Origin of the sequence: Chengkuizengella axinellae (assembly GCF_030730905.1) — a bacterium.
Taxonomy (GTDB): domain Bacteria; phylum Bacillota; class Bacilli; order Paenibacillales; family KCTC-33759; genus Chengkuizengella; species Chengkuizengella axinellae.
This window is the reverse complement of record NZ_JAVAMP010000002.1, coordinates 275,071-300,582: the sequence shown is the minus strand read 5'-3', so window position 1 is coordinate 300,582 and position 25,512 is coordinate 275,071. Positions and strand designations below refer to the sequence as shown.

General features: G+C 34.3%; 24 protein-coding genes. All 24 read right to left on the bottom strand.

Features of this window, described 5'->3' with window-relative positions; genetic code table 11:
• Positions 1 to 86 precede the first annotated feature (86 nt).
• The 24 genes from Q5Y73_RS07040 to mgsA all read right to left on the bottom strand — a co-directional run bounded on the left by Q5Y73_RS07040 (position 87) and on the right by mgsA (position 25,486).
• Entirely contained in the window at positions 87 to 1,286 is a 1,200-nt protein-coding gene (locus Q5Y73_RS07040) for an acetate/propionate family kinase (RefSeq protein ID WP_305991152.1), read from the bottom strand.
• On the bottom strand, positions 1,283 to 2,155 hold the full coding sequence (locus tag Q5Y73_RS07035) for a 3-hydroxyacyl-CoA dehydrogenase family protein (RefSeq protein WP_305991627.1): 873 nt from the start codon (positions 2,153 to 2,155) through the stop codon (positions 1,283 to 1,285). The genes Q5Y73_RS07040 and Q5Y73_RS07035 overlap by 4 nt, the downstream gene beginning before the upstream one ends.
• Before the next feature lie 343 nt (positions 2,156 to 2,498).
• Entirely contained in the window at positions 2,499 to 3,428 is a 930-nt protein-coding gene (locus Q5Y73_RS07030; protein WP_305991151.1) for a pseudouridine-5'-phosphate glycosidase, read from the bottom strand.
• Positions 3,418 to 4,536, bottom strand: a complete 1,119-nt coding sequence (locus tag Q5Y73_RS07025; RefSeq protein ID WP_305991150.1) for a carbohydrate kinase — start codon at positions 4,534 to 4,536, stop codon at positions 3,418 to 3,420. Before Q5Y73_RS07025 ends, Q5Y73_RS07030 begins: the two co-directional genes overlap by 11 nt.
• A 155-nt stretch (positions 4,537 to 4,691) precedes the next feature.
• Positions 4,692 to 5,111: a hypothetical protein gene (locus Q5Y73_RS07020; RefSeq protein ID WP_305991149.1), complete on the bottom strand. Its 420-nt coding sequence runs from the start codon at positions 5,109 to 5,111 to the stop codon at positions 4,692 to 4,694.
• A 264-nt stretch (positions 5,112 to 5,375) separates the two neighbouring features.
• Complete coding sequence (locus Q5Y73_RS07015; RefSeq protein ID WP_305991148.1) at positions 5,376 to 5,822, bottom strand: hypothetical protein; 447 nt, start codon at positions 5,820 to 5,822, stop codon at positions 5,376 to 5,378.
• A 188-nt stretch (positions 5,823 to 6,010) separates the two neighbouring features.
• Entirely contained in the window at positions 6,011 to 8,239 is a 2,229-nt protein-coding gene (locus Q5Y73_RS07010; protein ID WP_305991147.1) for an S-layer homology domain-containing protein, read from the bottom strand.
• Positions 8,240 to 8,436: 197 nt separating this feature from the next.
• Positions 8,437 to 8,736, bottom strand: a complete 300-nt coding sequence (locus Q5Y73_RS07005; protein WP_305991146.1) for a hypothetical protein — start codon at positions 8,734 to 8,736, stop codon at positions 8,437 to 8,439.
• 225 nt (positions 8,737 to 8,961) lie between these two features.
• On the bottom strand, positions 8,962 to 10,443 hold the full coding sequence (locus Q5Y73_RS07000) for an AAA family ATPase (RefSeq protein ID WP_305991145.1): 1,482 nt from the start codon (positions 10,441 to 10,443) through the stop codon (positions 8,962 to 8,964).
• Position 10,444: 1 nt separating this feature from the next.
• Positions 10,445 to 10,969, bottom strand: a complete 525-nt coding sequence (locus Q5Y73_RS06995) for a hypothetical protein (protein WP_305991144.1) — start codon at positions 10,967 to 10,969, stop codon at positions 10,445 to 10,447.
• A 211-nt stretch (positions 10,970 to 11,180) separates the two neighbouring features.
• Positions 11,181 to 11,705, bottom strand: a complete 525-nt coding sequence (locus tag Q5Y73_RS06990) for a cell wall elongation regulator TseB-like domain-containing protein (RefSeq protein WP_305991143.1) — start codon at positions 11,703 to 11,705, stop codon at positions 11,181 to 11,183.
• A gap of 3 nt (positions 11,706 to 11,708) precedes the next feature.
• A complete protein-coding gene (locus Q5Y73_RS06985; RefSeq protein ID WP_305991142.1) occupies positions 11,709 to 13,001 on the bottom strand; it encodes an amidohydrolase in 1,293 nt (430 codons plus the stop codon).
• Between the two features lie 80 nt (positions 13,002 to 13,081).
• Positions 13,082 to 13,972, bottom strand: coding sequence for a CPBP family intramembrane glutamic endopeptidase (locus Q5Y73_RS06980; RefSeq protein WP_305991141.1), 891 nt, complete (start codon positions 13,970 to 13,972; stop codon positions 13,082 to 13,084).
• Between the two features lie 27 nt (positions 13,973 to 13,999).
• Positions 14,000 to 14,614, bottom strand: a complete 615-nt coding sequence (locus tag Q5Y73_RS06975) for a redox-sensing transcriptional repressor Rex (protein ID WP_305991140.1) — start codon at positions 14,612 to 14,614, stop codon at positions 14,000 to 14,002.
• A 27-nt stretch (positions 14,615 to 14,641) separates the two neighbouring features.
• Positions 14,642 to 17,488, bottom strand: a complete 2,847-nt coding sequence (gene dinG / locus Q5Y73_RS06970; protein WP_305991139.1) for an ATP-dependent DNA helicase DinG — start codon at positions 17,486 to 17,488, stop codon at positions 14,642 to 14,644.
• A 59-nt stretch (positions 17,489 to 17,547) separates the two neighbouring features.
• Complete coding sequence (locus tag Q5Y73_RS06965) at positions 17,548 to 18,114, bottom strand: tetratricopeptide repeat protein (protein WP_305991138.1); 567 nt, start codon at positions 18,112 to 18,114, stop codon at positions 17,548 to 17,550.
• A 185-nt stretch (positions 18,115 to 18,299) separates the two neighbouring features.
• Positions 18,300 to 18,683 carry an aspartate 1-decarboxylase gene (panD, locus tag Q5Y73_RS06960; protein ID WP_305991137.1) on the bottom strand — a complete coding sequence of 128 codons (384 nt, stop codon included), beginning with the start codon at positions 18,681 to 18,683 and terminating at the stop codon, positions 18,300 to 18,302.
• Positions 18,676 to 19,596 carry a pantoate--beta-alanine ligase gene (panC, locus tag Q5Y73_RS06955; protein ID WP_305991136.1) on the bottom strand — a complete coding sequence of 307 codons (921 nt, stop codon included), beginning with the start codon at positions 19,594 to 19,596 and terminating at the stop codon, positions 18,676 to 18,678. The genes panD and panC overlap by 8 nt, the downstream gene beginning before the upstream one ends.
• A 31-nt stretch (positions 19,597 to 19,627) precedes the next feature.
• Positions 19,628 to 20,473: a 3-methyl-2-oxobutanoate hydroxymethyltransferase gene (gene panB, locus Q5Y73_RS06950; RefSeq protein WP_305991135.1), complete on the bottom strand. Its 846-nt coding sequence runs from the start codon at positions 20,471 to 20,473 to the stop codon at positions 19,628 to 19,630.
• Positions 20,474 to 20,842: 369 nt separating this feature from the next.
• Positions 20,843 to 21,820 (bottom strand): biotin--[acetyl-CoA-carboxylase] ligase, encoded by a 978-nt coding sequence (locus tag Q5Y73_RS06945; protein WP_305991134.1) that lies wholly within the window; start codon positions 21,818 to 21,820, stop codon positions 20,843 to 20,845.
• On the bottom strand, positions 21,813 to 23,105 hold the full coding sequence (locus Q5Y73_RS06940; protein ID WP_305991133.1) for a CCA tRNA nucleotidyltransferase: 1,293 nt from the start codon (positions 23,103 to 23,105) through the stop codon (positions 21,813 to 21,815). Before Q5Y73_RS06940 ends, Q5Y73_RS06945 begins: the two co-directional genes overlap by 8 nt.
• Before the next feature lie 34 nt (positions 23,106 to 23,139).
• On the bottom strand, positions 23,140 to 24,291 hold the full coding sequence (gene bshA, locus Q5Y73_RS06935) for an N-acetyl-alpha-D-glucosaminyl L-malate synthase BshA (RefSeq protein ID WP_305991132.1): 1,152 nt from the start codon (positions 24,289 to 24,291) through the stop codon (positions 23,140 to 23,142).
• Positions 24,292 to 24,371: 80 nt separating this feature from the next.
• The gene (gene bshB1, locus Q5Y73_RS06930) at positions 24,372 to 25,070 is read right to left on the bottom strand and encodes a bacillithiol biosynthesis deacetylase BshB1 (protein ID WP_305991131.1); all 699 of its coding nucleotides are present in this window, start codon (positions 25,068 to 25,070) and stop codon (positions 24,372 to 24,374) included.
• Complete coding sequence (gene mgsA / locus Q5Y73_RS06925) at positions 25,067 to 25,486, bottom strand: methylglyoxal synthase (RefSeq protein WP_305991130.1); 420 nt, start codon at positions 25,484 to 25,486, stop codon at positions 25,067 to 25,069. The genes bshB1 and mgsA overlap by 4 nt, the downstream gene beginning before the upstream one ends.
• Positions 25,487 to 25,512 lie beyond the last annotated feature (26 nt).

Below are 25,512 nucleotides of genomic sequence, written 5' to 3'. Positions count from 1 at the left end.
TTTTTTTAAGGCCAACTGCTTTTATAAGTATAACAGCCATCCAAAAAGGATGGGCTGTATACTAAGCAAAGTGCAAGAATGTAATGTTAATTATTAATTAGTTTATAAGTATCTCTTGCGATAACTAGTTCTTCATTTGTTGGAATGACCAATACCTCAACCTTAGAATTCGATGAGGAAATTCTGCGTTCATTCTTAGATCTAGTCTCATTTATTTTATCATCCAATTCAATTCCAAAAAAGGTCAATTGGTCACAAATTCTTTTTCTTAACGTAGAAGAATTTTCTCCTACACCAGCAGTAAATACTAAAACATCCATTCCATCCATAGCAGCAGCATAGGAACCAATATATTTGCGAAGTCGATATTCGTACATATCAAAAGCTAGTTTTGCATTCGTATCTCCAGCATCCATGCCTTCTTCGATTTCTCTCATATCACTGCTGTCGCCTGATATTGCCATTAAACCACTATGTTTGTTCAACATGGAATTCACTTCTGAAATTCTTAAATCCACCTTCCCCATGATATAGGGTACAACAGCAGGGTCAAGATCACCACTTCTAGTCCCCATCATTAATCCTTCTAACGGAGTCATACCCATGCTTGTATCAAAGGACTCACCATGTTTTACAGCAGTGCAGCTAACACCATTTCCGATATGACAAGTGACAATTTTAAGATCCTCTGGTTTTTTATCTAAAAAGGCTGCTGCTCTATCGCTCACATAATCATGTGATGTTCCGTGAAAACCATAACGTCTAATTTTATATTTATTATATAACGCTTTAGGGATTGCATATAGATATGAGGATGCAGGCATCGTTTGATGGAAAGCTGTATCAAAAACTACGGCTTGAGGAACATCGGGCATAGTCGACTCAACAGCCTGAATTCCCATAATATGAGCTGGGTTATGCAAAGGTGCAAGATCAAATAATTTCTTGATTTCTTGTTTCACTTCTTCTGTTACAATAACGGAATTAGAAAAACTCTCTCCACCGTGCACTACTCGATGTCCTACCGCTTCAATTTCATCTATGGAAGAAAGAATGCCATGTTCTTTGTGAATTAACATCTGCACGACTTTTTTAATAGCTGTTGTATGATCAAGAATTTCACTTACTTCCGTTACTTCTTCTTTACCTTCAGGTTCGTGAGCTAAAATAGATGATTCAAAACCAATCCTCTCTACTCTTCCTTTTGCTAACACAGATTCATTTTCCATATTATATAGTTGATATTTTAAGGAAGAACTACCTGCATTGATAACTAATATTTTCATATTCGATCACCATCCACATCATATCTAAAAAATCCTTCACCTGTTTTCACACCAAGATTACCAGCCCTCACCATTTTTTTCAATAAATAAGAAGGACGGTATTTTAAATCTCCAAACTCACGGAACAATCTCTCCAATGCTGCCAATACTGCATCTAATCCAAAACGATCACACATTTCTAGCGGACCATAGCGGAAGTCATATCCTAATCTCATTGCGGTATCAATATCCTCTGCAGATGCCACACCTTCTTCCAAAGTGTGTAATGCTTCGTTAATTAATAAACAAATTAAACGAGAAGTAACAAACCCTGGAGATTCATATACCATAATTCCTTTTTTCTGGATCGTTTCCTGCACAAAATTCAATGTTTTAAGAAACGTCTCTTCTGAAGTTCTTAAACCTCTTATAATTTCAACTAAATCAATCTCAGCCACTGGATGTAAAAAGTGTAGGCCAATGACTCTTTGCGGATGTTTTGTTTTACTTGCAAGCTCAGTTAAACTTAATGTGGAGGTGTTGCTAGCTAAAATCACATCGGGTGAGCAGATTTCATCCAACATCTCAAATACTTCCTTCTTTTCATCTAAATCCTCCGTAATCGTTTCAATGATCATTTCGCATTCAGACAACTTATGCACATTTGTGATTTTTTCTATCTTCGATAAGGTTAATTTTTTCTCTGCTTCTGTTATTGCCCATTTTTCTAACTGTTTATCTAAGCTGATTTCAATACTATTCCAAGATTGTTCCAGCTTTTCCTCTGTTTTTTCAACAAGGTATACTTCAAGTCCTTTTTTGGACAGCATCTCTGCTATACCTTGCCCCATAGTTCCTGCTCCAATAACTCCTACTTTTTTAAACAAAATATCACCTTTTTTATTTATAAATTTATTAGATTATTTTTCCCTAAAAGATCATAACAAATGTAACATTATTTTTCATTCTTTTTCATCAAATACACAAAATGTTCATAAACACTCAAAAAGGTAAAACAAAGATTTTGAATCTTATCTGAATAACAAATGGATCTAAATCATAACAAAAACTCCTATCGGAGTCTCTCGGAGAAGTCGTCAAATACTTCTTTAGTGGTAATTTTTGTTGAAACTTAGAATTTGTAATCTTATAAATTCTTAAGTTATAAAAAAACGATGTACAACAATGTTGTTCACCGTCATGATTTGTTAATTAGATTATAACGCATCTAAATTATAATTTCACTTTAAGCTTATGAAGTCTAACTGCAATGCCTGCTCCCACTTTTGCATTGTTTTTTACAAGAGCTATATTTGTAATCAAGCTCTGTCCCTTTGTTAATTCTTTTACTTTATCAAGTAAAAAAGGAGTGGTTTCTTTTCCAGTAATACCATTCTTTTTGGCCTCTATTAAAGCTGTTTCGATGATTTGATCCATAAGTTCAGGTGCTAACTCGTCTTCTTTAGGAACTGGATTGGCTATAACAACTCCGCCATCTAACCCTAATCCCCATTTTGTATCAATGATCTGAGCCATTTCTTCTGTAGAATCAACTTGATAATCTACTTCGAAAGGGCTTGTACGTGAATAAAAGGCAGGTAAAGTTTTTGTTTCATATCCTAGCACAGGGACACCATGTGTTTCTAAATACTCCAATGTCAGACCTATATCTAAAATTGATTTTGCACCAGCACACACAACAGCTACATTCGTTCTTGCAAGCTCCTGTAGATCAGCTGAAATATCCATCGTAGTTTCAGCTTCACGATGCACCCCCCCGATACCTCCAGTTACAAAGACTTCAATGTTCGCTAGATTAGCACAAATCATTGTTGCAGCTACGGTTGTAGCACCATTTTTCTTTTTCATTAGTAAGTATGGTAAATCTCTTCGACTTGCTTTTTCAATCTCATCACTTTTTGCTAAAAATTCAACTTCATTTTCTGTTAATCCTATTTTAATTTTCCCATTTATAATTGCAATAGTAGCTGGGATAGCACCATTTTCACGTATGATCTGTTCAACCGTTTTAGCCGTTTCTACATTTTGCGGATAAGGCATACCGTGCGAAATGATCGTAGACTCTAACGCAACTACAGGTCTGTTATTTTTTTTTGCTTCCAAAACTTCTTGTGAATATTCAATAAATGATTCAAGTTTCATGTTGTTCGTTCCCTTCAAAATAAGTTTTATATACTTCATGCAACACATTTTTATTTAATTCAGAATGTACTGTTTCATTTGTTTGTAATGTAATTGCCGAACATGACATTCCATATTTGCAAGCCGATTGTATATTTTCACCGTGAATCGTTGCATAAACTAACCCTGCAATCAGCGAATCCCCTGCACCTGTTACATCTTGTACTATAGTTGAAGGAGGATGGATAAACTCTGTTTCTCCTTGTTTAGTAAAGTAAAACACACCTTTATCTCCGAGTGTTATCACTATATATTCTATCCCTTTTGCTATCATCATTTTCGCAGCCTTTTTAAAAGACTTTTCATCAGACAGGGTTATTCCAGTTAATGTTTCCGCTTCATCACGATTTAAAATCAGCCAGGTCACCCCTAAACAGTTTTCAGGGATTTTATGGATCTTTGGGGATGAAACAGAAGCGATACAGACTGGGATAGCATTGATATTACTCTGTTTTATGATGTATTCAATGACATCGGATGGTAAATTTGTATCCATTAATATGAAATCAGAGCCGGCAACTCGTCCCCATTTTTTTTGCACATGGGACACTTCCATTTGATCCATAATCGACATTTCTGATAGAGCAATGACCATTTCCCCTTCATTATCGATCACTGCTGTATAAGCTCCTGTATTATTGTTTGGCATTTTATAAGATAAACTCATATCCATATATGGCTTGCTTTTTTCCAATAACCAATCTCCTTCAGAGTCATCTCCAAGGAGTGTTAATAAAGAAACTGAGCTTTCTAATCTTCCTAGATTTTCTGCAATATTTCGTGCTACACCACCCGTTGATTTAAAAGAAGTCACTGGATTAGACGTTCCATATTGAGGTGAACCCATTACCTGGGATTTTCGGTCTACATTAGCACCACCAATACAAGTAATATGTTTATCCTTAGGTAAAACGTATGCTCTTCCAACAATTTTCCCTTTTTTGGTAAGAGATGATATATAATTTGCTACAGCAGGTCGTGATAATTCTAATTTATCTGCGAGCTCATTTTGAGTAATGAAGGGATTCTCTTGAATAAGTTGAAGGATTCGCTGTTCTTTAACGTTCATGGTTTCACCACCCTCTTTAAAATAATTATATTTGTTTGAATTATAAACTTTTGTTCGATAGAAAGCAATAAAATATTATTCACTTCCCCCTCCATAACTCTACAAAAAAACCCACTCCTAATGATTGAGCAGGTTTACTTCATGAGATACTTTTTCTAACTTGATAGCTTATTTATTACACTTTCCATCTTTTCATCTATTGTGTCAGCTGTATACACATAAAATAAAACAACATTATTAATTTCATATGTAAATTTATCAGTATCAATAGTTGCCGAACCTAATCTTTCCTTAAATTCATCCATACCTTTTTGCCGTTCTGTTTCATTTTCAAAAACATAAATGGTTAATTCATTATCTTGAATCGTATAAACATTAGGAGCAACCCCGTTTAAGTCTAACTGAAAAATATTCCTAGGATTTCTCTCTATTTCTTTCATCTCGATCCCTTCATCCGTGATTGCCGTTGTCACGTCATCAATGGTTAATATTTTATTGTTATTTGTTGCACAGCTCGTGAGAACCAGTACTAATAGAAAAACTAACATGTATAAAATCACTTTCATTTTCTTCATATTTCACACTCCTGAACACGAATATTTAAGCGTCACTGTTAAGCTAATTTAGCTTTCCCTTTTTTGGATAACATAATACAGAACTATCAGTAGCAGATAGTAAAAAAAAGAGGCTGGGACATAAGTTGAAATCTAGCTGGTTTTTGTACAATAAGCATAATTAAAACCGCATGAAATCAAGGTTTATAAATTTGATTTCATGCGGTTTATTCATTTTTGCTGGGTTTTGTCCCAGCCTCTAAACCTCAATCATATAAAATTTTATTACTCACATAACTCAAACATCTTTAAAACTCCTTCCCCAAGTTCTCCCTTTGTAGCATCAATATTTAGTTTTAATTGAGGTGTATCTTCGTACCAACTATAAGCATTTTTCTCACGTTTTGTAGATGTTATTTCAAAACCCTCTGAAGGATATAAGGTAACCCTAGTAAGTATATACAACCTGGTAAATTTCCAATTACTTTTAATTCCTGTTACTAATTCAGGTACAGGTAAACCCTTGTCCTCTTCTGTATACTTTTTATTAATTATCACATCTATACATTTTTTAAGTGAAACTCCAATGTCTTTAGAGGTATAGTCATCATTCATTATAATAGGTTTATTTATAGCGGTTCCTGCTCCAATTTTATTTTTTCCCATTGGAAACATAAACATACTGTCATCACTTACATTTTTAAATATACTTATTGCTGTGTATTCCTTCACTTGAATCACCTCTTTTCATATATTATACAATTGTAATTTTCTATAAAGATAGGATTAAATACATATCATTTTTACGATGATCAAAAAAAGACTACAAGTTAGTAATTAAATCTAACTTGCAGTCATACTGGATTAAATTTCAAATCTAATTTCTTTTATATTTTCTCTTTCCAAACTCCAACTAACCTTTACTTAAACTCATTCATCATATTCGCCAGTCTAATCACGGATACAGAAATTTCAGCTAATGTAACTGATTCCTGCGGTCGAAATTGTCCATTCTCATTGGCTGTAATTAACCCTAAAGAATTAGCTATCGCTACATAAGATTGGTATTCATCTGCAATTTGTTCTGAATCAGCAAAATCTATAAGATATAAATTTTGCTGCTCTGCCATTTTTTGCAATCCCAAAGCTTTAACATACCAATATGTTAATTGTTCTCTAGTTAATGCTTCATCTACAGCAAATGTATCAGGTTCACTATTAATAATACCTTGCTGTACTGCTCGTTCAATAATATAAAAATATTCATGATCTGAATCAATATTTGAGAACGTTGGAGCAGCTCCTTCTGAATCTTCTATATCATAATAACGGTTGAGTGATTTTATAAGAACATCTAATCCTTCAGCAACAGTTACAGCTTCATCTGGAGAAACTTCTCCATTTTCATTTGGGGAAATGATCCCTTTCTTAATTAAATAGTTCAACTCTTTTTCCGCCCATGGATGGCTTACTTCAACACTCATTTCTGGTTGATCTGCCACATAACTTCTTGTGACCCATTCTCCCTTAATCCCATCATAGAAGCTGTATAATACTTCTGAAGAAAAACTTACATCATAATATGGAATGTGATGTTTAACATCTCCTTCTTTATAATCAAGACTCAAATCATAAACTAATTCTAAAGTCAAATTATCTTGAAAATCAGACATTGCTTTTTCCAATGAAACGGCATCCTCAAGGTTTGGCCATTGATCTGGTACATGACTATCTATAGACATTCGTGTTAATGTTCCATCCGTTTTACTTACAGAAACACTTGCACCGTTTCCTTGAATTCTAATTCCATCTTTATACTGAGGAAAATGAAACATATACTCCAAATCCTCTCCATATCTATAACTATAATAGGATTGATTTAAACTACTGCCATCTTCATAATATACTAACTCATTTGCAATAACTGGAGCATATTGTTTTACATAATCCAATGCAATTTCTAAAGCATCTTCCTCTGATATAGGTTCGCTGTCTTCACCTTCTGAAAACAAGATATTATATTCATCTCTATAATACCTTATCAAATCACCTGTTTCTTTATTAAAGTCCACACTTGAACCTGAACCAGAATTCCTAAGTTCATACATATAACTCACATCGTAAGTGGTAAAACCGTATCTTGTTTCATTTTCATTTGTACCTCGAATAGTAAGCTTTACTTCATCATTTACAGGTTCTAATAATTCTAAAGCCATTTCTTCAGCTTCATCTTTTGTCAAAGGTTTGTTTTCAACTGGAGACTCGCCTATTTTTTTATATTTTTGATTCGAATTCAATTCACTTACAAACTCTCTATTTATTAAATAAGAACCATCCTGAGCATTCACCTGTTCAAATGAAGGATTTAATACATAAGCTAGTTTTGCTATTGTTTCATCGTTCCGATAATTCCAATCTATTAAATATACCAACTCTAGATTAAAGTCTTCTAAAATTTGTTGTTTTATTGATTCTAAGGTTAAGATGTTGCTAGCATCTTCAAATGTATCATTGGTAGAATTTCTATTGAAATACCTAGTGATTTCACCATTTCCTGAAACAGTGATATCCCCCTGCTGACTTTTTACAGTAATACCATTTTCTTTCGTTGTAATAATAAAGTTGTATTCTATAGGCTCTGTTAAAGGAGAAACACTTATATTTTGATAAGGATTTTCTTCAACTTCAATATTAGTCAACCCTATAGAATCTATAAATTTTTGAGCTATTTCTTTTGCTTGATCGAATTCTACTTTTGGTGGGAAAATATCATTTTCATACGCTAGGTCATCATCATTGTAATAAAAACCAATTAATTCTTTAGAGCTATTAAATTGAAAGTCTCCATAAACTCGTTTGTCGTCACCTAATCTTTTGTAGAAAGATACATCGAAGCTCTCTTCATTATAAAAATCATTATACATAAACTCAAAATCTTCATCACTTACGAAATCAAACTTGTTTGGAAATAATTCCCTCACCTTACTTACAAGCTCTTCTCTGGATATATCTTGACCCTCACTAACCGTACTAGTTTCTACAGATGTATTACTTTCTACTACTTGGGTCTTCTCTGCACTTACAGGTGAAATTAAACTACCTGCTATTAATGCAGATGACAATAATGAAACTACTAATTTCTTTTGCACCATTTACTCCTCCAATTTTTTCATGAAAATGTAATATATTAATAATAATTAATAGTATTATCGTAATAAACAATAGAATATTTGTCAATTAATTACAAAGAGTTCTGGTCGAATTCCATCATCGCTGTTTAATCTCAATTCATATATCAAAAAAACCATTTTATAGGTAATGGTACCTATAAAATGGTTTTTTAACCCTACTTTCGTCCAATATTCCAAAATTCACTTTTGTTGAACAACTCAGTGATCGTCTCCCTTGCTTTATCTGGTTCAAATGGCAAAAGACTAAAAGCCGTTTTGTATCTGACATAATCATTGGAATGATCTAAAAGCTTTTTAAGTTCTTCTATGTACTCTGAACCATTTACGGATTCTCTAATTTTATAAATGGTTGCTCTTTGTATAATCGTTTGATTAGAATCTCCTATTTCGATTGCCTCACCGTATTTAACTGATGCATCAATTAGTTCGTCTATTAACTCTTGTGGTGTGTCCAAACTTATCACCTCAATCATCTTAATAATAACCTAGTGTAGAATAAATACAGCAAAGATATATCTTTAACATTTATATACATATATTGTATTGAATTGTTTACAGTTCGTAAATAGGAACAATGTTGCAAAAAATTCGAGGATTCAATAAAAAACCACCCTTATGAGCAATAATGATCATGAGGATGGTCCTATTTTGTTTTTAATACTTCACCTAAGTCTTTTGCTCTAGTTACTCTGCATCAACTCTCGAAACTTATCACCACTTAAAACTTCTTCGTCCATCAGAATCTGCAAGGACTGATCAAAAACATAACGGTAACTTTCTAACTGCTCGCGAGTTTTGTGTGTCAGGTTATCTAAAATAATTGTACTTGTTTTTAACAAATCCTCTTTAGTGACCATGTCTTGATTCACTATTCCTAAATCCGTAAGTCCTGAATAAATCATGTTTTCTGTTAATTGCAATGCTTTCTCAAAATCATTTCGGGATCCAGTACTTCTCCCTCCATAATACATTTGTTCAGCAACAGAACCACCTAATGCAATTTGAATTTGCTCTTCAATATAATTTTTTGTATATAAATATTGATCCTTTTGAGGGTTATGTCTTACAAAACCTAATGCTTGTCCCCTTGGACTTAAGGATACCTGTGAAACAGAACCAGGTCGAACTAACTCGGCTGCAATCGCATGACCTAATTCGTGAAGTGCAACTCTTTTCCTTTCTTCTTGAGTGGATTCTCTATCTGTTTTTTCTCCCATCATGACTTTATCGATCGCTAATGACAGGTGTTTATGATGTATATTGTCTTCCTTTTCTCTCATCGCATAAATTGCTGCCTCATTCATTACACTTTCTAATTGTGCTCCTGAAAATCCGTATGATTCAGCAGCCACTTTATTTAAGTCTACCTCAATACTGATGGGCTTATTTTTCGCATGAATGTTTAAAATATGAAATCTACCCTTTTTATCAGGCAGATCAACTTGAATTTGACGGTCAAAACGTCCTGGACGAAGTAATGCACTGTCCAGCATTTCCTTACGATTTGTAGCTGCCATCATTAAAATTCTAGGTGAGTCCGCGGTATGAATACCGTCCATTTCCGTCAGCAATTGATTTAATGTTTGATCATATTCTCTATGCTGTCCTCCGTCACGCTTGCCACCAATCACATCAATTTCATCAATAAAAACAACTATACTTTCTTTCTTTTCTTTTATCGCTTTTAATTTTGCCTCTTTAAACATGTCACGAATTCTACTCGCTCCAACACCCACATATTTTTCTACAAATTCACTTCCTGAAGCTGAAACGAAGATGGAGTTGGTGTATTGTGCCGATGCTTTAGCCAGCAATGTTTTACCTGTACCTGGAGGTCCAGTCAACAATATCCCCTTCAATGGACGAATGCCTAATTTCGCAATTTCATCTTTGTGGATTAAAAAATCAAGCGCTTCTTTTAACTCTTTTTTAGCGCTATCCTGCCCACCAATGTCATCAAATGTTAAATGAGCGATCTTAGCTCTTGAGCGTTTTCGATCACCTTGAATGTTTACAGTGCCTTTCACTTTTGTAAAATACAATAAAGCTATACCTATAGCTAAAAATACAAGCAGTGGAATGACATTAACTCCAATATAAACTAAAAAGAAAATGAGAACGGGAATAAAACCCAACGCTATTTCTTTTCCATACTTTTTCATATTACCAAACCTCCAATTCAGCAGGAGTTCTCGGTAAAATAATGATTTTATAACTATCTTCATAAGTTAATTGAACATAAACATTATTTTCATCCATTTCAGTTTTCACTTCAAGTCCTTCTATATTTTCTTTATGTTGTTCAAGTTTTAAAGGTATGTCGCCATATTGTCCTGACTCCATCGCTTGAGCAACATCAAATAAAGCAGAGGACCACCACTTTTCGATTGTACTGTTAGAATCATCTATAATATTGTAAGTAATTTCACGATCATTTATAACAGAATCACCTTCTGTTTCAATTTGCTGAATTACTTCTCTTAGACTAACATTAGGATCCATTGTGATCTCAATTATAACTTCATTTGTTTCAAATGTAGTATTTACGTTTTCTACACCTTCTATATTTGAAATGATCTTTGTCATTGGATTTGTTAAGGCGTAACTATTGTAAGCAAACCATCCACCAAATAAAACTGAAATAGAAACAATTAAACTTACTAACATCGGTATTGGACGAAATTTCATCTTAACGCCTCCTTTTATAATATATCAATTAGTGTGTACATATAGTATATCACGAAGTATGTATTCATTTCGTATGTAATGTGTGGAAAAGAAAATGACTTACAAAAGTGTAGTGTACTTTTATGATCAGAGACTCGATTAAATTTTGAAAACTTCACGTTACTTTTTTGGGCATGAAAAAACGCCCGATTTAAATCGGACGTATCGTTGTTCATCTCATTATGCTCATTGTATACGTTTCTAACCATTCACCATCTGCAAAACGGTAAAAATCATAATAATGTCTCGTTCCTTTTTCCTCATCCCTTTTATAAAAAACTTCCCAAACCCATTCATCTGTCCATTTTGCTGGCGTGATACGCAGGAGCTCAATATCTGTTTTGGTGTTTAATATAAGCCTCTCAACCGCTTCTTTTGAAACTCCTTCTGAAGCTAGCTCCGTATGCACTTCAGTCTCACCAATCCATATGATGATCTCCTGATCCTCTTTATCTTTACCGTAAATAATAGTGTAAGACTCATCCCCGATAAATGTTTCTGTATCCGTAACTTCCTTTAAACTTGTTTCGTCATAAGCTCTTGCAACTGCCTCCTTAACCTCTATACGAAGGGGATTTTGTATAGTTAAATAATACCACCTCAATACTATAAATATGATGATAAGAAGCAGGAAAATGAGCAAACTATATTTAATGATTCGTTTGTTTTTTAATGTCCGTTCATAATCACGTGTCATGATTTAATTCGTCAACCTTTCAAAACGAGCATTGAATTCAAATTTAATTTTTTCTTCATCCATTGTAAGAAGCTCTTTGTTTTTCACAAGCTGTTTCCCATTCACCCATACATCTTGAACATCACTTGCACCTGCTGAGTATACAATGTGCGAAATAACATCAGACTTTGGTAAGAAATGAGCTTGGTTACTGTTCAAAGAAATAAAATCAGCTTTCATCCCCTCTTTCAACATACCAACATCGTTTAGCCAAATCGATTTTGCACCGTCTATGGTACCTAAACGCAAAGCTTCAATTGCTGGTATTGCTGTAGGATCATACGTATTGCCTTTATGAATTAATGCAGCTAATCTAACTTCCTCAAACATATCTAAATTATTATTGCTTGCAGCACTGTCCGTTCCTAATGAAACAAGAACTCCTGCCTTTTTCAGCTCAGGCAATCTTGCAATACCACTTGCTAATTTCAAATTACTTCCAGGATTATGAGATACATGAACTGAATGCTCTTTTAAAATGCTAATTTCCTCGTCTGTTAAATGAACAGCATGCGCGACTAAACAAGGTTGATCAAATACTCCAAGTTTTTGTAAATGTGCTACAGGTCTCAGTCCATACTGTTTTTCATTTTCCATCACTTCGTGTTGCGTTTCAGACATGTGTGTATGTATTGGCAACTGAAGTTCTTGAGCTGCTTGTACTATTTTTTCTATGAATTCAGGTGGACAAGTATATGGAGCATGTGGACTCATCATCGCAGTAATTCTTCCATCTGCTTTCTCGTGCCAATCATTTGCAAATGCTCTAGCTTCCTTTAACTTAGCATCCTGTACTTCCTCACCACCAAAACCAATCATCCCTCTAGTTAAACAAGCTCTCATACCTGAAACTTCTACAGCTTGAGCCACTTCATCCATATGATCATACATATCTACAAAACTAGTTGTTCCACCTTTAATCATTTCTAAAATGGATAAATGAGTGCCCCATTTCACATCTTCATTCGTAAATTTAGCCTCCATCGGCCACATATTATCTTCTAACCATACTTGAAGAGCCAAATCATCCGCGTAACCACGCAGCAATGACATTGCAGCATGATTATGTGTATTTACTAATCCAGGCATATAGATACGATTTTTGCCATCAATGATTTCATCGTATTCTGATTCTACTATCGGTTTATTTTTTCCAATATATTGGATCAAATCATTTTCAACAACCATATATCCATCTCTAATCGTTTCATTGCCATTCATCGTAACAAAGGTTCCATTCTTAATAAGTAATTTCATCTTGTTCCCTCTTTCAATTCAATCCATTTTATAGATTATTATTATTTACATCGATTATAAACCTTTACGGGGCGAGAATGTCAACTCAGCTTTTTTTGATATCTAATCATTGAGATTATGCCAGCAAGAAGAATAAAGGTCGCAACTATACTCCCTTCAGCCCCAAACAATCCACCATTTAATAAAGTAGACCCTTGTGAGCTGATTTGAATCCATGAATTCATTTCCGTCCCTGAAACTTCAAATCCATAAATATTTCCCTGAAAATAATTCCACGTTAAATGAATGCCAATTGGCAACCATAACCCACCACTCACTTCTCTGCTTATTGCTAACAATACACCTGCTAAAAATATATTGAGTAAAGGAATAGGAGAATCTAAGACAGCTGCATTAAAAGCATGTAAACCAGAAAAAAGCAAACTTGAACTTATAACAGCCGGCCATATTCCGTAATGAAATCTAAACAATCCTTGCAGATAACCTCTACAAAATATCTCTTCATTCACTGCTGTTAAAATAAATATGATCAAGGCTAGACTTAACTGTATCCACAATCCAGGATCTGTGTTTATTGACTCAACCTTAATGCCTCCCAAAATCCAAATGATTAGGAATGTCATGGACATTAATATGATTCCAATGATGAAACCTTTTAACAATAACTTCAACCCATCATTTTGCTTCAAGCCTAAATTCCAATTCTTATTTCTTTCAAAAATGAAAACCATTAAATAAGCTGCTAATATAAAACCAATAGCTTGTGGTGCGTATAATACTAAAAATAATGGATCACTAAGAGTAATTGAATTTCCGTATACCTCCTGAAGAGCTGCATCATCTCTAGATATTAATAAATAAATAAATACCGAAATAATAATCAATATAAAAGTAATGAATAAAGCAAAAAATAAACTTAATAAAACCTTACCTATTATTTGCAGCAATGTATTGCTCGCTCTTTCAGACATTCGCCTTCACCTCAAAATGAATTCCTTTTAATCTAGATAATAAGCCAAGCTATGAAGTTCTGTTGTAAAATCAGCATGATGCACTTTAATTTCTTGCGGCACCTTGATAATACTTGGAGCGAAATTCAATATTGCCTCTACCCCAGCTTTTACAAAAGCATCTGCAACATTCTGAGCCTCACTAGCAGGAACAGTAATAATACCTATTCTAATGGCTTGAGATTGAACCGTTTTGGTAAGTTCACTCATCGGCTGAACAATTAAATTATTAATTTGACTTCCTACTTTCTCAGGAAAATCATCAAAAACAGCCGTAATTTTCATATTGCTTTTTAAATAAATATTATAGTTACATAATGCATGACCTAGATTCCCAGCTCCTACCAAGGCAACATGTATCGTTTGATCTAACTTTAATATCTGTTGTATTTTCTCAATAAGATAAGGAACATCATATCCAATTCCTTTTTTACCAAATTCCCCAAAATAATTAAGATCCTTTCTTATTTGGGCAGGGTTCATCCCTAATCTTTCTCCAAAATCTCTAGATGAAATGGTCTGAATATTTCTCACATGCAATTCATTTAAAAATCTTAAATAAATAGGCAGTCTTCTAACTACAGCTTCAGAAATTTTCTTCATTACATATAAACCTCTTTTCCTACATCATCAATCCACGAACCATTCTCCAATTCTTGTAACCATCTGCTCTGATTTCATATGCTCTATCTTTGGTTTTGGAAGTGAATAAAGAAAATGTTTACCATATCGTGTATGGATTACTCTTGTATCATAAATGATCACGACACCTTTATCTTCTTCTGTACGAATTAATCTTCCAAACCCCTGTTTAAACTTTATGACAGCTTGAGGAACTGAATACTTCATAAATGGATTTTGCTTTTTTTCTTTTATATAATCACACTTTGCTTCAACTATTGGATCATTCGGTGGTTGAAAAGGCAACCTTATAATAGCTAAACAACTTAAGGCATGCCCAGGAATATCTACACCTTCCCAAAAACTGCTTGCACCAAGCAAAATGCTTTTATCGTTATTTTGGAACATACGTGTTAGTTTACTGCGATTGCCTGAATCCACGCCCTGTCCTAAGACCTGAAAACCTTGTGGTTTTAACACTTCTTTTATCTTTTCATATACGAGCTTAAGCATCCTGTAAGATGTGAACAGAATAAGCATTCTACCTTGTGTTTGTATAGCAACATCTATCAAAGAATCAGTTACACTTTGTATAAAATGTTCATCACCTTCAGCACCTCTTATAGCAGGGAAATCCCTTGGTATACATATAAGTGATTGCTCACGATAATTAAAGGCTGTAGGAAGCTGAACCGTCCGCAATCTCCCATCGTTTAAATCCTCTTCTAATCCTATTTGTTCTAATAAGTGTTGAAAAGATTCATTTACAGACATTGTCGCTGATGTCATTATAATACTATTTTTCACTTCAAAAAAGCTCTGCTTCAACATTTCACTCACATCGATTGGAACTCGTTTAAGATGAATTGATTTTTGTTTAAAATGAGCATTAGCTTCTATCCAATAAACTTCATTTTCATCATTCAATTGCACGAATAAACGCAAGTTATCCCTAAATTGGAATAAATCCTTCATTACACCTGACAGGTCAGTAGATAAACTTTGTAAATCGTATTCATCCTGAAACTCTTTTAAAATTGTTAATATTTCATTACACGTTTTTAAAATTTCATTCAACTCTAAATATAGATTTTGTTCAGTTGTTTCAATGGAACCCCAGATATCAGGCAGTTCCTTGGTTTTTAATCGAAGAACCAATTGACCGCCATCCATCGATGAAATATTTCTCTTATTCATCATAACATCATAGAATAAAGCGGATAAAATGTCCCATTCTTCTTTAACCTGTACTAATCTTTCATTTGTTGTTCCTATTTTACCAACAAATAACGAACCATCTATTTCATCCATTTGCTCCAATTGAAAACGAAGTTGAGGCAGCAAACCGTTATGACTATCTTTATAGAGTCTAGTTAATACTCTGATAAGAGAAAAATAAGTTAAATTCCTTCCTAAATGATGACTAGCCACAGACTCAAAATGATGAGCCTCATCTATAACAAGATGATCATAAGAAGGCAATAAACGATTTTCTGCAATCACATCAGTCATGATCATAGAATGATTCGTAATGACGACATCCGCTTGATTTGCTTGATATCTAGCACGGTGGTAAAAACATTTTTTAAACCATGGACAAGCCCGATTCAAACAAGAATCAGCATCACTAGCAACATCAGTCCAAAATTCTCTTCCCTTATTTCCAAAAGATATTTCATCTTCATCTCCATGACTTGTTTCACTTAACCATACAATCATTTGTCCTGCAGTAATGCGATCATCACGAGTATCAGCAATATCTTTTATATTTACTTTATTTTCAAATTTTCTTAGACAAAGGTAATGACTTCGACCTTTTAATACTGCTGCTCGAAAATGAGCAGGGAAGATATTATTTAATAATGGAATATCTCTTTCCATGAGTTGAGTTTGTAGATTAATCGTATGTGTGCTAACCACAATGGTTTCGTGATTCATTAATCCGTAATATAAAGAGGGAATTAAATAACCTAAAGATTTCCCTGTTCCAGTGCTTGCTTCAATCATTAGATGTTGATCTTTTTCAAATGACTCATGTATTTCATGAATCATCTGCTCTTGAGCAGGGCGTTCCTTATAGGATTCAAACTGTTCATTTAATGCATGTTTCATTTCATCTAAGAATTGTTCAAAGGATGGATTTATATAAACAGGTTCAGACTGGTTCAGATTTGAATCAGATTCATCAGCCCAATCATTCACATTTAAGGCAAATTGCCTAAAGTACTTATGAGAATTTATATCTAAACTTGTTTCTAATTCTAATTGTTCTTTCAATTCATGAATAAACCAGGCCAAATCATCTGTTATTGGTTCAAAAATCTGCGCAATTCTTTGCACAGTTAATAAAGGCAGGTTAGAAAAGCGATCTATGCATTGCAATAAAATATGTGCTGTTGCAAGTGCATCACTATCCGCTTGATGTGGTCTGTCGTGGTCAATTCCCATCGTATCAGAAACCATAGACAACTGTAAGCTTGCCATATCTGGGTACAATAAGCGCAGTAAATCTATGGTATCCAATACTTTTCCGTTAAAAGGAGTATATCCTGTCTCTTCCAAAGCTTTTTGCAATAAACCATAATCAAATGCAGCATGATGAGCAACCAAAATACTATTTTCCAAAAGTGGTTGAAATTGTGATATCACTTCATCAATTATAGGAGCATTCTCCACCATATCGTTTGAAATCCCAGTTAATTCCGTTATAAATGAAGGTATCTTTGTATCAGGATTTACAAACGAAGTAAAATGGTCAGTAATGGTTTTATTTTCTATAATAACAAGTCCAACTTGAATAATACGATCATGAGTTTGATTTCCTGTTGTTTCAAAATCTAAGACTGCAAATTTCATCTTTCACTTTTCCTTCCCTTCTAAAACCAAGCACTCCTTTACAGGATATCAAATAATGTCTAAGAAAGGGAGTAAAAACTTAATGCAGGATCAATTTTTTTAGCCATGTCAAAATATTTCTCTGCTTTTTCCACATTTTTACGAAACATTTGAATGCATCCCATTGCATTGTAAGAAATCGCATTGATTTTATCATTTTCCGAAACTGAAATTACAAATTGAAAATGATTATAAGCTTCATTGTTTTCTCCCAACTCTAAATAAGCCAAGGCTAAAAAAACACGAGTTAATAAAAATTCTGGATGTTCTTTTACTGTATGATTAAATTGCTCAACTGCCTGCTTATACATTAAAAGCTTAAAATAACCAAGCCCTTTTTGAAAATGAAGATTGTTGATTTCTTGTACAAACGACTTTTGACTTTTAGGTGCAGAAGTTAAGTCTGGTTTAGGCAGCTCTAAATGCACCTCATTAAACTGATCCATTTTTTCCTCAAACAATAACCATTCCTCAATAAAGGTATTGCTCATCTCTTTTAATGCTTTTACTTGCTCCATTAATTCCCTTTTTTTCTCATTCACAGCTGTTGGATATTCGAGCATAATTTCATCCAAAACTTGATTCATTGAATCAAACAATTCCCTGAACATGGGTACATCCCTACCTTCAGTGATCTGTATAGAGACCGTTTACCTCATTTTTTGTTAAGAGCTCAATTTTCATTCTTCCAGTTCGTGGACTTAATAATTTAGAATATTTTGGGACTTTTGCGATTTATGCAAGTGGAGCAAATAATTCTAAACACTATGCTCTACACTATAGTGGCATGAATTTCCTCAGCCATAAGCTCTTCGATTATATTATCCTTCCCCATAATTGCAACTTTAGGTTGGAAAGTTCTAGCCTCTTCATCAGTCATCATTGAATACGCAATCACGATAACAGTATCACCAGGTTGAACCAACCTGGCTGCTGCCCCATTCAAGCAAATCACACCTGAACCACGCTCTCCTTTAATGACATAAGTTTCAAGCCTAGCACCATTATTATTATTGACAACTTGTACCTTTTCATTGGGAAGTAAATCCACAGCTTCCAATAAATCTTCTGCAATTGTGATGCTGCCAACATAATTTAAATTTGCCTCTGTTACCGTTGCACGGTGCAATTTGGATTTCATCATGGTTCTAAACATAAATCATTCCTCCTAATTCAGGTTCCCTTTTTTCTGTGTTTAAACTACCTGTATAAATGCGATTATCAATTAATCTTGTTGTCCCAAACTTAACAGCTAACGCAATAATGACTTGGTGATTGGATAAAAGCTGAGATATAGGAATATTATTTTCTATTGGTTGCATATCTGGAAAAGACAATACTTCTATATAGTCAATGTTTGCTAAATGAGCAGAAGAAATATGTTCATATAAAAGCTGCTCTAATTCAAAAGAAGTGACATTTTGTTCTTCAATCCAACGTTCTGATTGTTCAAGAGATTCGAATAACTTGATCGCTTGTTCTCTTTCGGCCTTATCTAAATAAACATTCCTAGAGCTTAATGCTAAACCATCTTTTTCTCTAATGATTGGACATGGCACGATTTCAACATTCATATTTAAATCCGTAACCATCTGTTTAATCACTGCGACCTGCTGTGCATCTTTTTGACCAAAATATGCTTTATGAGGCTCTACAATGTTCAATAATTTCATAACCACTGTAGATACTCCATCAAAATGACCAGGTCTTGAGGCTCCACACAAACGTGAAGTCAAGTTCGAAACAGACACGGTTGTATATATTTTATTGGGGTAGATTTCTTCTGTTGTTGGTGAAAAGACTACATCAACATTCATATTGCGAGCAATTTGCATATCTCGTTCCATATCCCTTGGATATTCATCAAAATCTTCATTTGGACCAAACTGCAAAGGATTTACGTAAATACTTAAAACAACGATATCACATTGTGATGTTGCTTTTTCCATCAGGCTCATATGACCTTCGTGTAAATATCCCATTGTTGGTACAAAACCTATTGTCAGTTTCTGTTCTTTTTTACGATGTATATATTGTTTTAATTGTGAAATTGAACGCATCATTTCCATTATCATAAACACCTGCTTTCCACTGTGTAGATTATACGTCTAGGATATCCTTTATCACATCAGAATCCATATGAAAAACATGATTTTCGCTTGGGAATGTATGGTTCTTAGTTTCCTGAACAAATTGCTGAATCCCATTTTTTATTTCAGTGCCAATATCTGCATAGGCTTTTACAAATTTAGGTTGCATTGGTGAAGCATATTGCAATAAATCGTGAAAGACTAAAACCTGACCATCACAACCTCTCCCTGCCCCAATTCCTATGGTTGGAATTGAAATCGTTTCTGTGATATAAGAGGCTAATTCCTCAGGAACCATTTCCAATACTATTGCAAACGCTCCAGCCTGCTCTAATGCTTTAGCATCCTCAATTAGTTTTTTAGCTTGTTCCGGTTGTCTTCCTTGTACTTTATAACCACCCAATTGATTTACGGCTTGTGGTGTTAATCCAATATGACCCATCACTGGAATCCCTGCTTTTACACACGAGAACATGGAGGAAGCAATTTCAACTCCTCCTTCCATTTTTACAGCCTTAGCTGCTCCTTCTTGCATTAATCTGGCTGCATTTTTTAAAGTATGATCAATGCTGCCATGGTAACTTAAAAAAGGCATATCCGTTAAAACAAAACTATTTTTGGCTGCACGAGCTACTGCTTTCGTATGGTGAAGCATATCCTCCATTGTGACAGGAATAGTAGAATCATATCCTAATACAACCATGCCTAATGAATCTCCAACAAAAATGATATCCGCTTCCGCTTCTTCTGCAAGCTTTGCTGAAGGATAATCATAAGCTGTTACCATTGCAATCGGTTCTTTTTCAGTTTTCATTTTCTTCATAGCTGTTGTACTCAATATTTTTCGATATTCCATAACATACACCTCATTTAATATATTTGTACAATGAGTGAATGAATTCACCCCAAAAAAGTGAAGCAAACTCGTTGATGTTAAAACCTATTCTTTAATGGGACCCCGTAAATAATGGTTGATTTATCATACTTAAAAAAGTTAAAACCCTTTTAGTCAAAGACTAAAAGGGTTCATATGCATATATCATAGTAAAAATACTTTAAAATTAAAATTCAATCGTAAAGTATAACATCCTATAGTTTATGCGATGATCCTTCTGTCTCGGTCCAACTATGGCTCAGAGCAGAATCCAACACTGCAAATAATTATGATGTTGTTAATAACCGGGGAGTGCAATTCTTGATCAGATATCGCCTCATTGTATCCCTATTATACCAAATTTAAACTTACATCGCCAGAATATATTTTATGTTCATTTCCTTCTTCATCTGTTATCATTAACGCACCCATCTCGTCCATTCCATACGCTCTCCCCTGAATTGTTCCTTGGTGTGTATGCACCTGAATTGGACAATCTAAACAAATGGCTAATGCTTCCCATAAAATACGAATTGGGGCAAAACCTTCACTTAAATATATATGATAAAGCTCTTCCAATTCCTTAAATAATAAAACAAACAGCTCTTCTCTATTGATTTGTTCTCCAGTTTCTACATAAAGAGATGTCATTTTATCTTTTAATTCTTCTGGTATATCTTCCTGTTTAAGATTGACGCTAATACCTATTCCAGCTATGACATGTTTTAAACGTTCATCCTCTGCGCTGGACTCCAATAAAATTCCGCAAACTTTTTTTCCACCCACATACAAATCATTAGGCCATTTTATTCCAACATCTATATTCAGCATTCTCTTAAGCACTCTACAAACCGCAACAGAAATTAACAATGTTAATTGATGAATAAACTGAAGTGGAATTTGAGGTTTTAAAATTAAACTCATCCAAATGCCTGTTCCAGCTGGTGAAAACCATTTTCTACCTAGTCGACCTCTACCTTCTGTTTGTTGTTCTGCAATAACAACTGTGCCTTCCTCTGCACCCTTTTTAACTAACTCAGCTGCTAATGTTTGGGTTGAACCTACCTCTTGTACATATTTGATTTTTATTCCCAAACAAGCTGTATCCAACATTGAAATTAACTGCTTTACATTCAAAGGCTCTGGTGGAATTTGCAGCATCCTATAACCTAAACGTGGCGTTGATTCAAAGACATACCCTTTCTTCTTTAGCCCCTGAATATGTTTCCAAATTGCAGTTCGACTGCAGTTTAACGCTTCACTTAATTTTTCTCCGGACACATATTGATTTGGGTGATCCAAAAAAATTTGGATAATTTGTTCATTCATTCTCATTCATTCCTCTTACAATTTGTATAGCTCTATTTAATAATTCCTCATGTTTATTTGCAAGTTGATTTAGAGCAACCTCAGTAAGCAGTTGATCTAAAACCGCTCGTATCCAAGGACCTGGTTCAGTTTTCAAACTTGAAATATCATTCCCCTTAATAGCAAGCTCGTTTATTTTTTTTATCTGTATATCCTCAAGCCAACCTAACCCTTTTTGCAATATTTGCTCAAAATCAGCTTTACTCATTTTGAATGACAACAACTCTAACAAAGAATAGTCATCAGCTATAGACTCCAAAAAAGTATATATATTTTTAACCGTATCTTCACCGTATAGAATCACCGCTTGCTTCCAGTTTATTTCTAAATAGGTGCGTTCATTCAACCAATCCCTTGCCTGAAAAATCGTATGAATGCTTAGGTTTTTTTTATTTGGGAATTTGAGTTTTTTTAATAGAGCTTTCATTTGATCTGTCTCTATTTTTAACATCATAAACAATAAAGTCCAACGAATATTTGCATCTTCTATATATTGAAAAATGTTTAAACCACGATGATTAGATAATGCTGACCAATTTCTTTTATGTATTTGCAAATGCTCTTTAGTATATTCCATCAATTCGCTGTCAATTAGAAGTTGGATTCCTCTATTAGGATCAGCCCCATCTATCATTTTATCCAACTCAGCAGTTACTCTTTCCATAGCCACATGTTTGATAGCTTGTCTATGTAAAACAAGTGCATCCCAAGTCCCTTTTTCAATTTGCAAATCGTATTCAGCAGCAAAACGGATCGCCCTCATCATTCTTAAGGCATCCTCAGAAAAACGAAGTTTAGGATCTCCCACGCATTTTAAAATGTTTGAATTCAAGTCCTTTTTTCCGCCAAAGGGATCAATCAATGTTCCCTTTACATCTAAAGCCATCGCATTCATCGTGAAATCCCGCCGTTCTAAATCATCTACCAAATTTCCAACAAACTGTACTTCTTTAGGACGACGGAAGTCTTCATATTGAGATTCTGTACGAAAAGTAGTTACTTCAAAGTGATAGTTCTCTTTAACAACAGTTACAGTGCCGTGCTGTAAACCTGTAGGAACCGTATGAGTAAAAATATCCATCACATTGGATGGATAAGCTGATGTAGTAATATCTATATCTTTAATATTTCTATTTAATAATTTATCTCGGACATATCCTCCTACAAAATAAGCTTCATAGCCTTGCTTTTCTAGGATATGAATCACTTCAGACGCTTCTTTCACCATTAGCTTTATATCGATCATCATCCACACCACTTTTCAATAGATCATATAAGAATCATGAATGTACTGCTGCCCGTTCTAAATTTAGAACCCGATAATAGATTTTTTCATATGTTTCTGTTATTACATTATTACAAAAATAATATCTTGCACGTTCTAAACAGCTATTCATAAACTTATCGTACATATCAGTATCAGACAACAATCGAATCGCATCATGCGCCATTTGGTCTGTATCCCCTATATCTGCTAAAAAACCTGTTTCTCCTTGAGTAACAACTTCTGGAATGCCCCCTGCATTAGAACCAATCGTTGGCACACCACAAGCCATTGCTTCCAACGCCACTAATCCAAAGCTCTCCTTTTCAGAAGGCAATAACATAATATCGGCTAACGACAATACTTGTGCTACATCGTCCTGTTTTCCCAAATAAATGATCCGGTCTTCAACACCTAATTTCTCTGCTTTACATTGAACTTTTGATAATTCAGGCCCTTCACCAACAAACAACAACTTGGAAGGCATGTTTTGATTGACTTTATTAAATATGTCCAACACATCCAGCACACGTTTTACTGGTCTAAAATTAGAAATATGGATCAATATCTTTTCATTTGAATGTGCAAAGTCTTCCCTAAATTCTGAGACATCACGAGGATAATACTCTCTTTTATCTACAAAATTATAGGTTAGGTCTATTTGCTTTTCAATAGAAAGCACACTTTTAGTTTCTTGAATCAGATCTTTTGATACAGCAGTAACAGCATCACTCTCATTAATTCCCAACCGAATTAGATCCTTTAAAGATTCATCCTGTGCAAGAATAGTAATATCTGTTCCATGTAATGTTGTGACAATTTTTACTTTATCACCAACGATTTGTTTTGCTAAATATGCACATACAGCATGAGGAAACGCATAATGCACATGAAGCAAGTCCAAACCTTTCATATTTACGATTTGAGCTAATTTATTGGCTAAAGATAAATCATAAGGAGGATATTTAAAAACATGATAATTTGTAACTTGAACCTCATGATAAAAAACATTTTTATGATACTTCCCTAATCGAAAAGGCATACCGTGGGTAATAAAGTGCACCTCATGTCCCTTTTCAGCTAAGAGCTTCCCAAGCTCAGTGGCAATGACACCTGAACCACCTAAAGACGGGTAACAAGTGATACCTATTTTTAATTTCTTTAACATCAATTTTCTCCTCCTAATCCCTACCGAGAAACCTAAATACATTTAGATAAACTCCGACAAGGTCCTAAGCCTTAAAAGAATTAAAACAATTCGACTAAATAAGGAGCTTTTGAAATAAAACCCTCAGCATAGGCAGAATTGCTTTTTTGACCCAATAAACGATCTCTTGCCTCAACGTTTTGCAAATAACCTTGATTTAAAGGCGTATTTACTATACCAGGAGCTGATCCAACTTGTTGGAATTGAGAGCGATAAGCTTGCAAAGCACTCTTTTTTTGTTCATAAACGGAAGAAATATCTACCATCATATCTGCATCTTGAATATCATTAATAAAATAATAATAATTTTTTTCTACTTTCCAAGGACTATACTCTGGTAAATAATTGCGCAGCTTTGCATTAAAAATCGCTTCGTCTACCATTTTACTGCACATCACATGATCAGGATGACGATCAATCCAGAATGGTGAAAAAACAATTTTAGGTTGATATTTTCGAATTTCCAAAGTTATTTTATCTATTTGTTCGCTAACTAGTTGAAGTCCCCGATCCGGCAGTCCTAAATTAGATCGAACTGTTAGATTCAGAACTTCATTCGCAGCATTTGCCTCCTGTTGTCTAGTATTTACATCGCCATTTGAAGACATTTCTGCATAAGTTAAATCACATATACCTATTCGGTAACCTGCTAAAGTATGTTTATAAATTGTGCCGCCCATTCCAATTTCAGCATCATCTGGGTGAGCACCAAAAATAAGTATGTCTAATGATTGATTCATTCTATATCACCTGGTTTATATTTATGAACTAACTCTCTCCATGCAAAATCGCCACGCTCAAGTGCCTTCACTAAAATTTCGGCAGTTGCTACATTAGTAGCTACAGGTATTCCTTGTACATCACATAATCTTAATAAAGCAATGATATCAGGTTCATGGGGTTGAGCCATTAAAGGATCTCTTAAAAATATGATCAAATCCATTTCATTCTCTGCCACCAAAGCACCTATTTGTTGGTCACCACCTAAAGGACCGGACATGAATCGATGAATTTGTAGTTCTGTGTTGCCCATAATATTTTTACCCGTTGTTCCTGTTGAGTATAATTCATGGTGTGAAAATGTTTTTTCATAGGCAATTGCAAAATTCACAATCTCTTCTTTCTTCCTATCATGTGCAATAAACGCGATTTTCATATGTATAATAACTCCCCTCTAAGGAA

Bases quoted from the DNA above. Each gene is read 5' to 3' on its own strand.
- Q5Y73_RS07040 (WP_305991152.1), bottom strand. From the start codon at position 1,286: ATGAAAATATTAGTTATCAATGCAGGTAGTTCTTCCTTAAAATATCAA.
- Q5Y73_RS07030 (WP_305991151.1), bottom strand. From the start codon at position 3,428: ATGAAACTTGAATCATTTATTGAATATTCACAAGAAGTTTTGGAAGCA.
- Q5Y73_RS07025 (WP_305991150.1), bottom strand. From the start codon at position 4,536: ATGAACGTTAAAGAACAGCGAATCCTTCAACTTATTCAAGAGAATCCC.
- Q5Y73_RS07020 (WP_305991149.1), bottom strand. From the start codon at position 5,111: ATGAAGAAAATGAAAGTGATTTTATACATGTTAGTTTTTCTATTAGTA.
- Q5Y73_RS07000 (WP_305991145.1), bottom strand. From the start codon at position 10,443: ATGAAAAAGTATGGAAAAGAAATAGCGTTGGGTTTTATTCCCGTTCTC.
- Q5Y73_RS06995 (WP_305991144.1), bottom strand. From the start codon at position 10,969: ATGAAATTTCGTCCAATACCGATGTTAGTAAGTTTAATTGTTTCTATT.
- Q5Y73_RS06990 (WP_305991143.1), bottom strand. From the start codon at position 11,705: ATGACACGTGATTATGAACGGACATTAAAAAACAAACGAATCATTAAA.
- Q5Y73_RS06985 (WP_305991142.1), bottom strand. From the start codon at position 13,001: ATGAAATTACTTATTAAGAATGGAACCTTTGTTACGATGAATGGCAAT.
- Q5Y73_RS06980 (WP_305991141.1), bottom strand. From the start codon at position 13,972: ATGTCTGAAAGAGCGAGCAATACATTGCTGCAAATAATAGGTAAGGTT.
- Q5Y73_RS06975 (WP_305991140.1), bottom strand. From the start codon at position 14,614: ATGAAGAAAATTTCTGAAGCTGTAGTTAGAAGACTGCCTATTTATTTA.
- dinG (WP_305991139.1), bottom strand. From the start codon at position 17,488: ATGAAATTTGCAGTCTTAGATTTTGAAACAACAGGAAATCAAACTCAT.
- Q5Y73_RS06965 (WP_305991138.1), bottom strand. From the start codon at position 18,114: ATGAATCAAGTTTTGGATGAAATTATGCTCGAATATCCAACAGCTGTG.
- panD (WP_305991137.1), bottom strand. From the start codon at position 18,683: ATGTTTAGAACCATGATGAAATCCAAATTGCACCGTGCAACGGTAACA.
- panC (WP_305991136.1), bottom strand. From the start codon at position 19,596: ATGGAAATGATGCGTTCAATTTCACAATTAAAACAATATATACATCGT.
- panB (WP_305991135.1), bottom strand. From the start codon at position 20,473: ATGGAATATCGAAAAATATTGAGTACAACAGCTATGAAGAAAATGAAA.
- Q5Y73_RS06945 (WP_305991134.1), bottom strand. From the start codon at position 21,820: ATGAATGAACAAATTATCCAAATTTTTTTGGATCACCCAAATCAATAT.
- Q5Y73_RS06940 (WP_305991133.1), bottom strand. From the start codon at position 23,105: ATGATCGATATAAAGCTAATGGTGAAAGAAGCGTCTGAAGTGATTCAT.
- bshA (WP_305991132.1), bottom strand. From the start codon at position 24,291: ATGTTAAAGAAATTAAAAATAGGTATCACTTGTTACCCGTCTTTAGGT.
- bshB1 (WP_305991131.1), bottom strand. From the start codon at position 25,070: ATGAATCAATCATTAGACATACTTATTTTTGGTGCTCACCCAGATGAT.
- mgsA (WP_305991130.1), bottom strand. From the start codon at position 25,486: ATGAAAATCGCGTTTATTGCACATGATAGGAAGAAAGAAGAGATTGTG.